This window comes from Caballeronia sp. KNU42, from assembly GCF_053760385.1.
In genome coordinates, this window is sequence record NZ_CM132390.1 from 454,779 (window position 1) to 470,439 (window position 15,661).

Here is a 15,661-nt window from a genome sequence, read left to right on the forward strand (position 1 = left end):
AGTGACCCCCGGCCACTCGCGTTCACGCGTCGTCGCAGTAGGACGATGGGACAAGACATGCACGATTTCATCGATGCTGACAGGCTTATCGGCGGTTTGGTAAGTCGTTGACATGTCACAGCGCCAGGTCTGCTTGCTGCCGGAGCGCTCGAATCAGCGTTGACAACCGCTGGTTCAATCGCCGTAGAGAGTATGAAACCGTCAACCTGTTTCTCCGCCGACACAGGTCCCGTGCGGGACCTGTGTCGGGGGCTTCGCGATTGAAGTGGCTCCCTCGCGTGGAAATGCTATCACGAAAATATACCCGATCCAGATAGCAGAGAGCGGCCATGCGCAACGATAAAGCTGGACACTATCCGGCGACCGACTCCAGCCAACGGACGAGGGAACTGCTGGACGGGTTCAATGCGATAACCCCAGCGGCCGGAGCTTGTCCGACAGGCGTCCGATCGTCCAGCCCGAGACATGACAAAGTACGGGCGACGTGGCATCGATTTCCATAATTTCATCATAATCATCTGGATAACTAATCGTTAAACCAGTATTTTTCTGATCTCCCCAACGCCAACATCTACTATCGCGATAGTGGTGATTCATGAACTGTACGCGATCGCTATACGGACATCCCCTTGCGGCTTGCGGCCTGCGGCGCCTTGTTAGCTGCCCCGGTAAAGGTCGTGCATCTTTTTTGCCTGGTCACTGTGCTGAAAATCCTCCAACTCGCGCATCACCTGCGCGCGTGTTTTTCCAATGGGATCGGCGGGTACCGGCGTGACTGCCGGAACCGTGGCCGCTGGATCCTGCGTGGCGCTGCCTGCCGCTACCGACTCGCTCTGACCGGCCGCTGGTTGAGCGAAGCATCCGTCTGCTGTGACGCCGGCCATCAAGGCAAGGCAAACGGCGATCGATTGATGAAGTTTCATGAGCGTTCTCCTTCAGGGTTTAAGAAATCGGCCTGTGCATCGTTCGCCGACCGACAGCAGTCTTCGCACAAGCCAAGGGAGGTCCGGCTCGGGCGACATCAACCGATCCGGGAGCACTCGACGAATGCCCTTTCGGTCTTGCTGACATATTCATTCTTGGTCACGCGACACGCCGTCACAACGCACATGCGTAGGCGAGCGGCAAGCAACGCAGGTGAAAGATGTATGCATTCCCGTTGACCAACCTGGGTGACGCATCACTCGCCATCGTCGGGAACGGCTAGCGCCTTGCCCAACCCGTAAAGGTGCGGGCAAGGCAAATCACGTTGCTGATACATTTGTGCCTGATGCTGGTAAATCGGACCTGCTATTCTGTTTTTATCGCACGAAGGTGTTGTGTGCCTAACCAGCGGTGCGCCGATAACGCCACTCATCCTGCGCACCCGCCGTCCACAGCGGTTTTCCTGATCAAGCAGCCCTATGAGATCGTCAGGCTTCGTAGTACGGAAGTTCAGGTCGGCGGCTGTGGAACGTGCGTTCCGTGTGGACTATGCGCGCCGCTACGCGGGCCAACGGAGGCTGGCTGCCACCAGCTGCATACTGCTATGGTTTCTGTTTGCCGGCCGCGATTGGTGGCTGCTGAACACGCTCGATCCCGGCATCCTCCTCCACGTTGGCTATGCGCGACTTGCAGGCGGCGTGGGCATCGGTGTACCGGTATGGATGATGTGGGGACCGCGCGCCCTTGACGAACGCTGGGCCGTCCGATGCATGTGTGTAGGGACGCTAAGCACCTGGTTTTCCCTATTGGCGTTAATGGCGCTTTACCCTGCGGCCATGGCCTTACGGGAAATCGTCCCCGGCTTTCTGCTTGTCCTCTTCATGATATTCACGTCGTTCCGGCTTCGAGGAATCACCGCAACGTGGTTGGTCGGAATATGCGTTTTAACCTATTTCCTTGCCGAACTGTATCTCTACCTTTCGACACGGGATAACTCTTCGATGTCGGCAGCCGGGCCGTTTTCCCGTGGCACGATGGTGACCGTCATGTATCTCGCCGGCATTGTCATCTGCGTTCAGTTTGAACTCGCCTCCCGGCGCGAATTTTCTTTCCGGCGGACGTTGCGAGCAGCCAAGGCACGCGTTGAAGCACAGAATGAACGTATGAAAGAACTCATCAGAGAGAAAGAACGGTTCTTTTCATCGGCCTACCACGACATCCAGCAGCCTCTCGCGGCGATCAATCTTTTTACCCGCAGCGCGCGGATAAAACTCGAAGACGAACACGCTGCGAGTCATGATCTCGACGTCATCGAGGAAACGGCACGCGACATCCTCGACATGTTCAAGGACATTCAGGACTATAGCGAACTAGGTTCCTACATCCCGCGCATGGCGCCGGTCGACACGCAGGCCGTGCTGACGGAGGTCTTCGAGCAGTACCTTGAACCGGCAAAATCGAAGGGCATCGAACTCAGGATCAGCGGGCGTCGGCGGCATCCGCCACCCATTGAAAGTGACCACTCCTTGTTCAAGCGGGCATTGTCCAATTTCGTATCGAACGCAATCAAGAACACCATCGCGGGTGGTGTCGTCGTCGGCTGGGTGGAGATCGGGGAACGGCTCCGCATAGACGTGCGGGACACGGGCGTCGGTATTGCGCCCACGCATCGGGAAGCGATATTCACCGAGTACTATCAGATCAACAACCCAGGGCGTGATCGCTCGAAAGGGCTGGGACTTGGGCTGTCTATCGTGCACCGGGTCATCGGGATCCTGCCAAAACACAGCATGAGTTTCTGGTCCGTCGAGGGACGCGGGTCGCGCTTTTCCCTATATGCTCCGATTTCTAAAATGGCACCTGTCATTTGGGCGGACGATCAGAAGAGCGGTGCATCCACGTCTGTCCTCATGGGCAGATATGTCCTGCTGTGCGACGACGAACCAACGGTTCTCGAGGGCCTGCGGCGCTTGTTCTCAAGCGCCGGCGCACTGGTGGATACGGCCGAGTCGATGGCGGGATTCGAAGCGATCCTGGCCGATGACGGCCGCGTACCCGACATCATCGTCACCGATATTCGCCTGCGCGACGGCCCAACCGGTATCGAAGTTGCCGAACGGATCAGGCGCCATTTCGCCTGGGCGGGTGTGCTTCCCGTTGCATTCATTACGGGCGAACTGGTATCTCCCCGCGCACTTCTCGATTTCGCCGAGCCGTTCGTGCTGTTGCGAAAATCTTCAGCGCCGGAAAGCACGCTCGCTGAAGTCAGTCGGTTCGTTGCCGCTCAACAGCCGACATGCCCCGGTCATGTGCCGGATCCGTGACTGGCGGGACGCCGAGTTTGATCCCTCTATCCGCGAGCATGACGATGAGTTCCGTACGGCGCCGCAGATTGAAATGCGCGAGCAGATGACTGACGTACTTCCGGACGGTAATGTCCTCGAGCCCCATTTTCCGGGCAATGGCCTTAGAGGGAAGTCCGCGTACGAGCCACGCCAACGTTTCGAACTCCCTCGGCGTGAGTCCAAGCTCGGACGCGTTGCTCAGTTCCGAATTACCACTCCGCTGTGTTTTTCCAGGGTCATGTCCCGAAGCCTCGTCCGTGCCCATGTCACGCCTGAGCCTCGCAATGCTGGCAGCGGGCAGGAACACGCCCCCGGCAAGCACGGCACTGATGGCTGCATGAAGCGCTTCAGGAGGGGACGATTTGGGCACGTATCCCATGGCGCGCAGCTCGATGCATCGGGTAATTGTTTCCACGCTCTCGTCGGCCGATATCACGATGACCGGTAACGACGGCCGCGACTCCTTTAATCGGCCAAGCGCGCTGCAACCGTGCCCATCTGGGAGATCGAGATCCATGAAAACAATGTTCAGGAGTTCTCCAAGTGCGTGATCCATCCCTTGCGATAACGTACTCGCGTGCAGCAACTCGATGTCCGGAAAGAGGTCTTTCAGCAGCAGCGCCAATCCGGCTCTGAAGAGCTCGTGATCATCGACGATCAGTACGCGCATTCCATCGTCTCCCAGTAACACCTTCGGGGCGAACGGCAATCAGACCTTCGAATACTACACGCAGTACACCACTGTCACGGACGGTAGTGGCTTGATCAGACGAATGAATGGCGGCTGGGTGCAGTGAATAATCTGCTGGACCGGCGTGGAATTACAAAGTCGCGGGTTGGGCGTCAAGACCGACCAGCGTGTCGCCAATGCAATCCAGCAACGCGACGGTCATCGACCCCTCCGGTGTCTCCTGCAGCGTGGCCAGGCCTATTTCAAACGGCAGCGCGGGTTCGAATGGCTTGATGGCAAATCCTTCCGATGGACAACAGGCCGCCAGCACCTGGGTGACGATCGTCACGCCCATGCCTCGCGCCACCATGGCGCAGGCCACACCGACCGAATGAACTTCCGCGAGCACGCGCGGCGTGATGCGGGCGCGTCGGAACGCCATGTCGACTTCGCGCCTGTGCAGGCTTTGCCGCCCGAGCAAGATCAGCGGCACGAGTTCGAGATCGAGCGCGCTGATCCTGTCGAGCGCGGCCAACGGATGATCGATGGGTACGACGCAGGCGGACTGCGAAGGAAACACGCGATGCACCCGCAAACCGGGCAAGCGCGCCGGCATTTGTACGAAAGCCAGATCGACTTCCCGGCTTAAGAGGGCACGCTCGCCTTGCCCATAAGTGCCCGACAAAACCTCGAGCACGGCAAGCTCGTGCGCCTTGCAGAACGTCTCCATGACTTGCGGCATGACGTGCTGGGCGAACGTGTTCGGCACCATCGCGCGAACCAGTTTTCGCTGCATCCCGCCAAGCCGCAGTTGCTGCGCGTGACGCCGCAGGCAATGCGAGCCATCGAGCAGGGTCTTCACTTCATCGACCAAAGCTGCTCCCTCGCGCGTCAGGGTAAGCCTGCCTTGTTCCCGCACAAAAAGCCTGAGCCCGAGGTCTTCTTCCAGTTGCGCCAGCAGCCGGCTAACAACCGATTGCGAGATTTCCAGCCGCTGAGCCGCGGCGGTCGTGGTTCCAAGGCTTGCCACCGCTTCGAACGCTTCGATCTGTTTGAGGTTCATCCCTTCTCGCACATAAGGCTATGCAGATTCAGCATAGTGTTGCATCCAAAAATTGTCGGCCTAATTATCGCGAAACTGTACGAGATTTGCCGGGGCTTTTCGGCGGCTTGAAACGCTTCTATCGCCCGGCCGGGTCACGGGGTTCGCAAAACTTAACGCTCGAGGTTGTTACGCAATGATCGGTTTCATCATCCATCGGTTTGTACAGAGCGCCGGCATCCTGATGCTGACCTCGGTGCTCGTTTTCTGCGGGGTGTTCGCCATTGGCGACCCGATCCAGATTCTCGTCCCCGCCGACGCAAGCCCGGCCGAAATAGCGCAGGCAGTGCACTCGCTGGGCCTCGACCAGCCGATGTGGAAGCAATACATGCTGTTTGTGGAACACGCGCTGCATGGCGATCTTGGCCGATCGTTCGTGTTCAACCAGCCATCGATCCAGTTGATCATGGAGCGCCTGCCGGCCACCCTCGAACTGGCGATCGTGGCGCTTGTCATGGCGTTGATGGTCGGGCTGCCGCTTGGATTGCTGGCCGGCATGAAGGCCAACTCACCGGTCGACCGCGTGATCATGGGCGGCTCGATCCTGGGCTTCAGCCTGCCGAACTTCTGGCAGGGCATCATGCTCGTGCTGATTTTTTCGGTGACGCTCGGCTGGCTGCCTTCTGCAGGACGGGGTCATCTCGGCACGCTATTCGGCATTCATACCAGCCTCGCGACACGCGATGGACTGATTCACCTGATCCTGCCTGCGCTGAATTTGTCGCTCTTCAAAATGTCGCTCGTGACCCGGCTGACACGCGCCGGGGTGCGAGAAACGCTGCCTCTCGACTATGTGAAATTTGCCCGAGCCAAGGGTTTGCGCGAACGCCGGATCATTTTTGTCCATGTCCTGAAGAACATCATGATCCCGATCGTCACGGTGATCGGCATGGAGTTCGGCTCGTTGATCGCGTTCGCCACGGTGACCGAAACCATCTTCGCGTGGCCGGGCGTGGGCAAGCTGATCATCGACAGCATCATGCGGCTCGACCGTCCCGTGGTCGTGGCATACCTGCTGATCGTGGTCGCCATGTTCACGCTGCTGAACCTGCTCGTCGACATCATCTATTCGCTGCTCGATCCGCGCGTGCGTCTGGGAGGTGCCTGACATGAGCACGCTTGCAAACATCCTGCCACGCTGGACCACCAACCGCGACACACGCACAGGACAGGCATTGCGGGGCATGTTCGGCCGACCTGCGGTTGCGCTTGCTTCGCTGACCTGCATGGCGCTGATCATCGTGGCGATCTTCGCGCCATGGCTCGCACCGCAGAATCCGTACGACCTCGCCGCGCTCGATATTGTCGATGGCAGGCTGCCTCCCGGCGCACGCGGGCATCTTGGACATCTCTTCCTGCTAGGCAGCGACGCGCTCGGCCGCGACATGTTCGCCGCCATGATGTTCGGTCTTCGCACGAGCCTTGGCGTCGGCCTGTCGAGCGGCGCGTTTGCGTTGATCGTGGGCACGACGCTCGGCCTGGTGGCCGCGTATTTCGGCGGCTGGATCGACACGCTGATCATGCGTACCGTCGACCTGATGCTCGGCTTCCCGACCATCCTCGTGGCGTTGATGATGCTCGCCATACTCGGCCAGGGCGTGAGCAAGGTGATCCTCGCGCTCGTGATCGTGCAGTGGGCGTACTTTGCCCGCACCGTGCGCGCGGTCGCGGCCGTCGAAAGCAAGAAGGAATACATGGAGGCGGCGTTGTGCCTGGGTTTCAGTCATCGGCGCGCGCTCTTCAGCCAGTTGCTGCCCAACTGCCTCGCGCCGGTCATCGTGATTGCGATGGTGCAGGTGGCCGCCGCGATCTCCGCCGAAGCCACGTTGAGCTTTCTCGGGATCGGCTTGCCCGTGACACAACCCTCTCTCGGCTTGCTGATTGCAAACGGCTACCAGCAATTGCTTGCCGGCTTCTACTGGATCAGCGTGTTCCCCGGCGTGCTGCTGGTCATGCTCGTCTTCAGCATGAACATGGTCGGCGACGGCTTGCGCGAGGCGCTCAACCCGCGCCTCCAGAAATAGGAAATCCCATGTCTCCAGCCATGCCCACTTTATCGGTCGAGAACTTGCAGACCCATTTCTTCACGGCGGCCGGCGTTGCAAAAGCCGTCGACGACGTGAGCTTCGACGTCTATCCCGGCGAGATCGTCGGTCTTGTCGGCGAGTCCGGGTCGGGGAAATCGATCACCGGATTTTCGATCCTTGGTTTGATCGATGCACCGGGACGGATTGTCGGCGGACGTGTCCTGTTCAAGGGTGTCGACCTGACGAGCTACGACCGGGAAGCGTTGCGGCAGCTGCGGGGAAATCGCATCGCGATGATTTTCCAGGATCCGATGATGACGCTCAATCCCGTTCTTCGCATCGATACGCAGATGATGGAAACCGTGCGCGCTCATGCGCCGGTGTCGAAACAAGCTGCTCGCGATCAGGCGCGCGAGGCGCTCGCGGCGGTCGGGATTCCCGCGCCCGACGAACGGCTCAAGGCGTATCCGCACCAGTTGTCGGGCGGCATGCGCCAGCGCGTGGCGATCGCGATTGCCATGCTGCACAAACCTGACCTGATCATTGCGGACGAGCCCACGACCGCGCTCGACGTCACCATCCAGGCGCAGATTTTGGCGCAGATGCAGAAGCTCTGCGCGCGCTCGAACACGGCGATGGTCTGGGTCAGCCACGATCTCGCGGTGGTAGCGGGACTGGCCGATCGCATCTGCGTGATGTATGCGGGGCGCGTGGTCGAAACCGGCGACGTGGATACGATCCTCGAACGCCCCCGGCATCCGTACACGATCGGCCTGCTCGGCTCCGTGCCCGAGAACGTGGCGCACGGCGAGCCGCTGATGCAGGTGCCGGGCGTGGCCCCCTCGGCGCTTGCGTTGCCCGTGGGTTGCGCCTTTTCACCCCGATGCACCCATGCCACCGATACCTGCAGGACACAAAGACCGCCGGTATTCAAAGTGGGCGACAACCATCTCCACCGATGTTTTCATCCCGTTGAGCGAGTTGCAGCATGAGCACGCAAGTTCTTATCAAGGCCGACCAGGTGTCTCGGCGTTTCGTGAAGCGTTCGAGTTATGCGGAGCGCATTGCGCAGATGCTGGGCGCCAAACCCGTGTCACATACGGTCCATGCAGTGGACACCGTGAACCTCGAGATTCATCGTGGAGAAGTGGTCGGGCTCGTCGGTGAATCCGGCTGCGGCAAGTCGACCTTCGGCCGCATGCTGGCGGGTGTGGTGCCGCCTTCATCCGGATCCATCCACGTCACCGATGCAAATGGCGCCGGCACGACTGTTCTCGGCTCACGCGGGAAGCTCACGCATAGGTTAGGGACGCAAATGATCTTTCAGGATCCGATGTCATCGCTCAATCCGCGCAAGCGGGTGCGGGAGATCATCGGCGAGGCGCCGCTCGTGCATGGCATGGTGACGCGGCGCGAGCTGGATGATTACGTTGTCGATGTCATGGAGCGGGTCGGCTTGAATCCGGATGTCAGGCAGCGCTATCCGCATCAGTTTTCCGGAGGGCAGCGTCAGCGCATCAGCATAGGGCGAGCGTTGGCGGTGAAGCCCGATTTCCTGATATGCGATGAATCGATCGCGGCGCTCGACGTGTCGATCCAGGCGCAGATCATCAACCTGTTCATGCGGCTGCGCGCCGACCTTGGCCTCACCTACCTTTTTATCAGTCACGATCTCGGGGTGGTTGAACATATCAGCGACCGCGTCGCGATCATGTATCTCGGGCGGATCGTGGAGACTGCGCCCACGGCTGATCTGTTCGCCAGGCCGCTGCATCCGTACACGGTCGCGCTGCTGAATCAGGTGCCACGCTTGTCGAACAGGAAGCGTGCGTATGAATCCATCAAGGGCGAGATTCCGTCGCCGCTCGCGCCTCCGACAGGGTGCCATTTTCATCCGCGCTGTCCACACGCGATGCCGCGCTGCAGCGTCGAGCATCCGCAATTGACGGAAGCGGCGAGCAATCACCGGGTCGCCTGCCACCTGTTCACGGAGGCGAAATGAGTTGCCTCCGGATCGCGGCCGCGTGCGTTTTGATTGCCGCATGCAGCGTCCCGCCGAGCGTGTCCGCCCGCTCGCTGACCATGGCCGTTGCCGCCGAGCCTTCGTCGATGGACCCGCTGTTCTCCCGCACGCAGAACAATCAGCAGGTGGAAAACATCTTCGAGCACCTGATCTCGCGTGATGAGAACCTGCAGATTCAACCCAGCCTCGCCGTGGCGTGGAGAGTCGTCGATCCGGTTACGTGGGAATTCAAGCTGCGGCCCAACGTCCGCTTTCACGACGGTACGCCGTTCACCGCGGCCGACGTGGTGTACTCGGTGAAACGCGCGTCGAACGTGCCGAACAGCCCCGCGCCCTTCTCCGGCGCAGTGGCGAATATTGCTTCCATTGACGTGCTCGATCCCCTCACGCTGCGCATTCATACGAAGAGTCCTGCACCGGGATTCCTCGAACAGATCGGCATGCTGTTCATCGTGTCGAAGCATGCGGCTGAAGGCCATCAAAGCAACCAGTACGTGTCGCCGGCTGTAGCGGTAGGGACCGGTCCCTACAAGCTCAAACGCTGGGTCCCGGGCGATAACCTCGAACTCGTGCGCAACGACGACTACTGGGGTCCCAAGCCGCCGTTTGACACCGTCACCGTCCGCTTCGTCGCCAACGACGCCGCGCGCATGTCGGCGCTGTTGTCCGGTTCCGTCGACCTGATCGATAACGTCCCACCAGTCAATGTGCCGCGACTCAAGCGCGACCCGGCCATCACGCTTTACTCGGGAGCGTCGGCGCGGCTGATCTATCTCGCGCTGGACTCGAGCCGCCAGCAGTCTCCGTATGTGACCGGCACGGACGGCGAACCGCTGCAAAGCAATCCGCTGCGCGATCTGCGCGTGCGGCAGGCTATATCGAAGATGATCGATCGGCGCGCCATCACGCAATACCTGCTGAACGGCGCGGGCGTTCCTGCGGGCCAGATCGTGCCGCAGGGAGTGGGCGGTTACTCTCCGGCCTTGCCAGCCGATACCTACGATCTGGCGGGTGCGAAAAAACTGCTTGCGCAAGCGGGTTATCCCCAAGGATTCACGCTGACGATCCATTCATCCAATGATCGTTTTTCCTCCGATGGCGACGTCGCCCAAGCCATTGGGCAAATGCTGGCGCGCGGCGGCATCCGGATCGCGAACGTGGTCACGCAGCCTTACAACGTCTATGCGGGCGCCGCGGCCAAGCAAAGCTACAGCGCCTTCATCTTCAGCTTCGGCAACACCACGAGCGACTCCACCATCGCGCTGTCCAACGTCATGGCGACCTATTCGAGAAGTGCTGGAACAGGCGCGTTCAATCGCGCCCGCTACTCGAATCCCGCACTCGATCAAGCGCTTGCCGCGGCGAGCGCCAGCTTTGATCCCGTGCAGCGCGAGCGCTTGCTTGAGCAAGCGGCGGAAGCGGGATTCCGCGATCTCGGCATCGTCCCGCTGTATTTCCCCGAGAACTTCTGGGCGACGCGCAACGGCGTCACGTTTCACCCGAACAAGGCTGAATACACCACAGCAATTTATGTAGGAATCCGATAAAAATGATCGACCTGATTCACAGCAACACATTCGACGCCGCACCCGGACAGGAAGCAACCTGCACCGAGTTCATGATCCCCATGCGTGACGGCGTGCGCCTCGCGACAGACGTTCACCTGCCGGCAGGTTTTCGTCCGGGCATCGACGCGCCCTTGCCGACCATCCTCGAGCGCACGCCTTATGGCAAGCGCGAAGTATCGCGTTCGGAGATCAACCGCGGCGAGCCGGCCGCGCGTCGTGGTCATGTCGCCGCGTATTTCGTTGCGCGCGGCTTCGCGGTCGTGTTCCAGGATTGTCGCGGACGGCATGCATCGGAGGGCGAGTTCACCAAGTACCTGTCCGAGGGGCCCGATGGTTATGACACGCTCGAATGGATCACGCAGCAGGACTGGTCGACAGGCCGCGTCGGCACCATGGGGCTTTCTTATGCAGCGCACACGCAGATGGCCGCCGCCTGCATGAATCCACCGGGCCTCGCGTGCATGGTGATGGACTCGGGCGGTTTCGCCAACAGCTATCACTGCGGCATCCGGCAAGGCGGTGCCTTCGAACTGAAGCAGGCCACCTGGGCGGTGAACCAGGCAAAAGGAAGCCAGGCGGTATTGAACGATCCGTTGCTCAAGGCGACGCTCGACGCGCAGGACCTGAAGGAATGGTTCGCCCGCATGCCTTGGCGGCCGGGGCAGTCGCCGTTGCGTTTCGTGCCTGAGTACGAGCGCTATCTGTTCGATCAATGGACCCATGAAACCTTCGATGAGTTCTGGCAGCAACCCGGCATATATGCAGAAGGATTCTATGACTCCATGGCGCGGGTTCCGACCGTCCTGATGTCGAGCTGGTACGACGCGTATGTACGCTCGACCATGGACAACTTCGCCGCCATGTCGAAGCTCGATCCCGTCGCCGCGCCCACTTACCTGATCATGGGGTCGTGGTTGCACGGCGATCGCAATGTGCCGTTCAGCGGCGATGTCGATTTTGGCCCCGCCGCCATGATCGAAGGGCAGATTGCGGAAGACTGGCTTGCCTTTCGCGCGCAATGGTTCGACCGGTGGCTGAAGCCCGCTACGTCGGGAGCCAAACCGTCCGATCCTGTTGCGAGGATCTTCCTGATGGGGGGAGGCAGCGGTGCGCGCAATGCGGATGGCCGCATGGAACACGGCGGGGCGTGGATCCAGTCATCGCAATGGCCGCTGGCCGATACGCGCTTCACGCATTTCTATTTGCGGGAAGGCGGCGTGTTGTCGGAGGAGCCGCCTGAACAGGCGGACGCATCTGTTTCGTATGCGTTCGATCCGTCGAACCCGGTGCCTACCATCGGTGGTGGCTTGACATCGGGTGCGCCGGTTTTTGAAGGCGGCGCGTTCGACCAGCGCGAAGACGAACGCTTCTTTGGCACACGCAATCCGGGCGTGCCGCTCGCAGCGCGCAACGACATTGTCGTATTCGAAACGCCGCCACTGGAAGAAGACATGGCGATCGTGGGGCCGGTTATCGTGAGATTGTGGATATCGTCGGATGCACCCGATACGGATTTCACCGCCAAGCTGATCGATATGTACCCGCCCAACAGCGACTACCCGGAAGGCTTCGCCATGAACCTGACCGACGGCATTTTCCGCTGCCGTTTTCATCAGTCGTGGAGCGAGCCTGAGTTTCTCGAAGCGGGCCGCATTTATGAAATAACCATCGAGCCTTTTGCGACCGCGAATTTATTCAAGCGCGGGCACCGGATTCGACTCGATATATCGAGCAGTAATTTCCCCCATTTCGATGTCAATCCGAATAGCGGTGAATCCCCGGCTTTGGCGCGAGCACCTCGAATTGCCGTGAATACCGTGCACCTGGGATCAGCGCACCCCTCGCACCTCGTCCTGCCGATCGTGCCCGTGAGCGCGCTCAGGAGCCTGGAGGCGCTCGCCAGCCACTAACCCCACCGCAGAGCCCTTGAAGCCTGTCTGGCGGCGCCCGTTCCATCGGGCGTCGGGGAGAACTGTTGCGCAAATTTTTGTCATGCATCAAACCAGCAGCAAAACCTAAAGCAATCAACTACAGAGGAAGGATCATGCACAAGCACACTCCGCGTGCCTTATTGGCCGCGTCGGTAGGACTCGGCTTTATCGCGACGACGGCACATGCTCAATCGAGCGTGACGTTATATGGCATTGTCGATGGCGGATTTACTTATACGAGTAACCAGGGTGGCAAAAGCAATTACCAGGCGACTGCCGGGAGCGAGCAGGGTTCACGTTGGGGATTTCTTGGCAAGGAAGATCTGGGCGGCGGTAATGCGGCAATTTTCCGGCTTGAAAACGGCTTCAATCTGCAGACTGGCGTGGCTAGCGCAAACGGCCGTATATTCGGCCGCCAGGCGTGGGTCGGGTTGTCGAGCGACAAATGGGGCGCAGTGACGTTCGGACGCCAGTACAACGCGGCACAGGACTCGCTCGAACCCCTGCAGGTCTCGGCGGACACTTCGCAATACGGCACGCACCCGTTCGATACCGACGACCTGAACAACACGTTCCGCACCGATAACTCCGTGAAGTACGTCACGCCGAACTTCCATGGCTTGCAGCTCAATTCCATGTACGGCTTCAGCAACAACGCCGGCAATTTTGCAATGAGCCGCTCTTACAGTGTGGGTGCGTCTTACGCGGGTGGCCCGTGGCGTCTTGGCGCGGCGTATGTGCGTCTCGACAATCCGGCAGTCGATACCACGGGCGCAATTCCTTCGGATAACTACTTTACTTTCATCAAAGGCGTGACAAAGCAGCAGATCTATGGCGCGGGCGGTCTCTACGATTTCGGCAAGGCGAGTCTCGGCTTGATGTACACCAGCACGACCTTCGACCTCACACCGACGACGCAACACCAGACGTTCCAGAACGCGGAAGCGAGCATCCGTTATCAGTTCACCCCGGCTCTCAGGGCGGCGCTAGGCGAAACGTATACCGAAGTGACCGCGAACGCCAAGCCCGCGAGCTGGCACTACTGGCAGACCACGAGCGCGTTGCAGTATTTCTTGTCGAAGCGAACCGATGTGTATATCGATTTGATCTATCAGCGCTCGAGCGGTGCGGTTGCCGCGATTGAAGGGACATCGGGTGCGTCGAGTAGTCGTACGCAGTTTCTGGCCGTCACTGGTATTCGGCAGAAGTTCTGAGTATTTTTTGCTTGCGCTGCTGTTTACCGCAGTGGCGCTCGACGTTTTTTCCTTGTCAGGGTTGGTCGGTTTGGGGTTTGTGGTCAGGGTTGATGTTGGGGGGTCAGGTTCTAGCGTTAGCGGTTGGGGTTGACGCCGGGGTGCCAGGTTCCTGCGGTAGCGGTCGGGGTCTATGCCGGGTTGCTGCTGCTTGGCTTGGCGGTCTGCGTGAGTGAGCTCATTTCTTTATCACTATTAGCCACTGCGCGTGGCGGCGCGTCATTTCTTTGTCCAAAGCGACAAAGAAACGAAGCAAAGAAAGCGCTTTCAAAACGAGGGCTCGTAAGTTGACCTAGCGCGCAGTTCCCGTGTTTTTGGCACCCCAAAAGCACGGTGCTCGCAAGAGCGACGGATGTTTGAACCCCTCCTTCTCGCGAATTCTTACACGCACACGCTTCGCCCCGTACGCTCTCGGGCAAGCACCCTTGCCAAGAAACCCGCACGGCCCCACGCGTATTTACCGCTTCAGGTCTTCGCGGGTTAGCTGCTTGGCCAGCATGATCGGCATGATCGGTGCGATTATTTTTTGACGTTAGGGCATCATCTATCCGAGCGCCTTGTTTCGAGGCCGGTTGGCGATGTGGTTCGGCGCGAGTTCATATTTGGTGGGTGGTTGTTCGCGGATAGCGCGGGGTGCCCCTTTGGCAGGTTCAGTCACTGGTGGCGAAGCGTGTGGGTATCGGTGTTCGGAGAAGGAGGGTCTCACACATCCGTCGCTCTTGCGAGCACCGTGCTTTTGGGGTGCCAAAAACGCAAAAACTGCACGCTAGGTCAACTTATGAGCCCTCGTTTTGAAAGCGCTTTCTTTGCTTCGTTTCTTTGTCGCTTTGGACAAAGAAATGACGCGCCGCCACGCGCAGTGGCTAATAGTGATAAAGAAAATAGCTCACTCACGCAGGCCGCCAAGCTAAGCAGCAGCAACCCAGCAATGACCCCGACCACTAACCCCGAAAGCAGCAACCCGGCAATGAACCAGAACCGCTAACGCTAGAACCTAGCACCCCAACACCAATCCCGACCGCAAACCCCAAACCCGAAAGCCACCCCCGAGTGCGAACGAAAACCCATCTACGATACGAACGGCAGCTTCACATCGCGCGCCGCATCGAGCATCGACAACGTGATCTTCCGGACTTCCAGCTTGCTCTGCGTGATATGAGCGCGCAGCAGGATAGTTGCCTCGGTCAACCGGTTGCGCTCAATAAGATGCAGCATGGTCGAGTGCTCATCATAGGTCGCACTGGTCCGGTGAGGCTTGAGAAAATCGAGCCGCCGCACAATGCGGATGCGCTCGGTGACGTCGTTATGAACGCGCACCATCTCCGCATTGCCGGTAGCAGCCACGATCTGCCGGTGAAAATTTTCATCCATGCCGAACATCTTCACCGGATCTTCTTCACGCGCTTGCGGCTCGACGCACCAGACTGCCTTGAGCGCATCAATAGCCTCGCGCGCCGCTTCGCTCCCCGATGTCAACCGTTCGAGCGCGGCCACTTCAAGCACGATGCGCAGGTCGTAGAGCTGATCCATCTGGTCGAAGTCAATTCGCGCGACCTTCCATCCGCGCCGGAAACCAACCTCCAGATAACCCTCGCGTTGCAGCCGGAACAAGCCGTCGCGCATCGGCGTGCGCGATACGCCGTAATACTGCGCGATGCCGTTCTCCGAAAAGCGATCGCCCGGGAACAGACGGAAGTTGAATATATCGGTTTTCAGCCGTTGATAGACCTGCTCGGCAAGCGGGTTGGCGGCGTTCGGTTCGAGTGCTTCAAACGCTGTTTCAATGGCGTCTTCCTGCATGCGGATTCCCTTTTGTTG

At 59.7% G+C, this 15,661-nt stretch carries 12 protein-coding genes; 8 read left to right on the forward strand and 4 right to left on the reverse strand.

Going from position 1 to position 15,661, the window contains the following annotated elements; all coding sequences use genetic code 11:
* Positions 1-656: 656 nt before the first annotated feature.
* Positions 657-923: a hypothetical protein gene (locus ACSOSP_RS33390; RefSeq protein ID WP_455314933.1), complete on the reverse strand. Its 267-nt coding sequence runs from the start codon at positions 921-923 to the stop codon at positions 657-659.
* A gap of 543 nt (positions 924-1,466) precedes the next feature.
* On the opposite strand from ACSOSP_RS33390, the gene ACSOSP_RS33395 reads away from it, so the two are divergent.
* Positions 1,467-3,248 carry a hybrid sensor histidine kinase/response regulator gene (locus tag ACSOSP_RS33395; RefSeq protein ID WP_455314934.1) on the forward strand — a complete coding sequence of 594 codons (1,782 nt, stop codon included), beginning with the start codon at positions 1,467-1,469 and terminating at the stop codon, positions 3,246-3,248.
* Here the strand turns inward: ACSOSP_RS33395 and ACSOSP_RS33400 are convergent.
* Positions 3,190-3,939: a response regulator transcription factor gene (locus tag ACSOSP_RS33400; protein WP_455314935.1), complete on the reverse strand. Its 750-nt coding sequence runs from the start codon at positions 3,937-3,939 to the stop codon at positions 3,190-3,192. The two genes, ACSOSP_RS33395 and ACSOSP_RS33400, sit on opposite strands and share 59 nt — an antisense overlap.
* A 151-nt stretch (positions 3,940-4,090) precedes the next feature.
* Positions 4,091-5,002 carry a LysR family transcriptional regulator gene (locus ACSOSP_RS33405; protein ID WP_455314936.1) on the reverse strand — a complete coding sequence of 304 codons (912 nt, stop codon included), beginning with the start codon at positions 5,000-5,002 and terminating at the stop codon, positions 4,091-4,093.
* Positions 5,003-5,177: 175 nt separating this feature from the next.
* Between ACSOSP_RS33405 and ACSOSP_RS33410 the strand changes: the two genes are divergently transcribed.
* The 7 genes from ACSOSP_RS33410 to ACSOSP_RS33440 all read left to right on the forward strand — a co-directional run bounded on the left by ACSOSP_RS33410 (position 5,178) and on the right by ACSOSP_RS33440 (position 13,804).
* Positions 5,178-6,149 (forward strand): ABC transporter permease, encoded by a 972-nt coding sequence (locus ACSOSP_RS33410; protein WP_455314937.1) that lies wholly within the window; start codon positions 5,178-5,180, stop codon positions 6,147-6,149.
* 1 nt (position 6,150) lies between these two features.
* Complete coding sequence (locus ACSOSP_RS33415) at positions 6,151-7,065, forward strand: ABC transporter permease (RefSeq protein ID WP_455314938.1); 915 nt, start codon at positions 6,151-6,153, stop codon at positions 7,063-7,065.
* A gap of 8 nt (positions 7,066-7,073) precedes the next feature.
* Complete coding sequence (locus ACSOSP_RS33420; RefSeq protein ID WP_455314939.1) at positions 7,074-8,060, forward strand: ABC transporter ATP-binding protein; 987 nt, start codon at positions 7,074-7,076, stop codon at positions 8,058-8,060.
* On the forward strand, positions 8,057-9,070 hold the full coding sequence (locus ACSOSP_RS33425; RefSeq protein WP_455314940.1) for an ABC transporter ATP-binding protein: 1,014 nt from the start codon (positions 8,057-8,059) through the stop codon (positions 9,068-9,070). Before ACSOSP_RS33420 ends, ACSOSP_RS33425 begins: the two co-directional genes overlap by 4 nt.
* Complete coding sequence (locus ACSOSP_RS33430; protein ID WP_455314941.1) at positions 9,067-10,638, forward strand: ABC transporter substrate-binding protein; 1,572 nt, start codon at positions 9,067-9,069, stop codon at positions 10,636-10,638. Before ACSOSP_RS33425 ends, ACSOSP_RS33430 begins: the two co-directional genes overlap by 4 nt.
* Positions 10,639-10,709: 71 nt before the next feature.
* Entirely contained in the window at positions 10,710-12,569 is a 1,860-nt protein-coding gene (locus tag ACSOSP_RS33435) for a CocE/NonD family hydrolase (RefSeq protein ID WP_455315406.1), read from the forward strand.
* A 134-nt stretch (positions 12,570-12,703) separates the two neighbouring features.
* Positions 12,704-13,804: a porin gene (locus ACSOSP_RS33440; protein ID WP_455314942.1), complete on the forward strand. Its 1,101-nt coding sequence runs from the start codon at positions 12,704-12,706 to the stop codon at positions 13,802-13,804.
* Between the two features lie 1,107 nt (positions 13,805-14,911).
* Here the strand turns inward: ACSOSP_RS33440 and ACSOSP_RS33445 are convergent.
* Positions 14,912-15,643 (reverse strand): GntR family transcriptional regulator, encoded by a 732-nt coding sequence (locus ACSOSP_RS33445; protein WP_455314943.1) that lies wholly within the window; start codon positions 15,641-15,643, stop codon positions 14,912-14,914.
* Positions 15,644-15,661 lie beyond the last annotated feature (18 nt).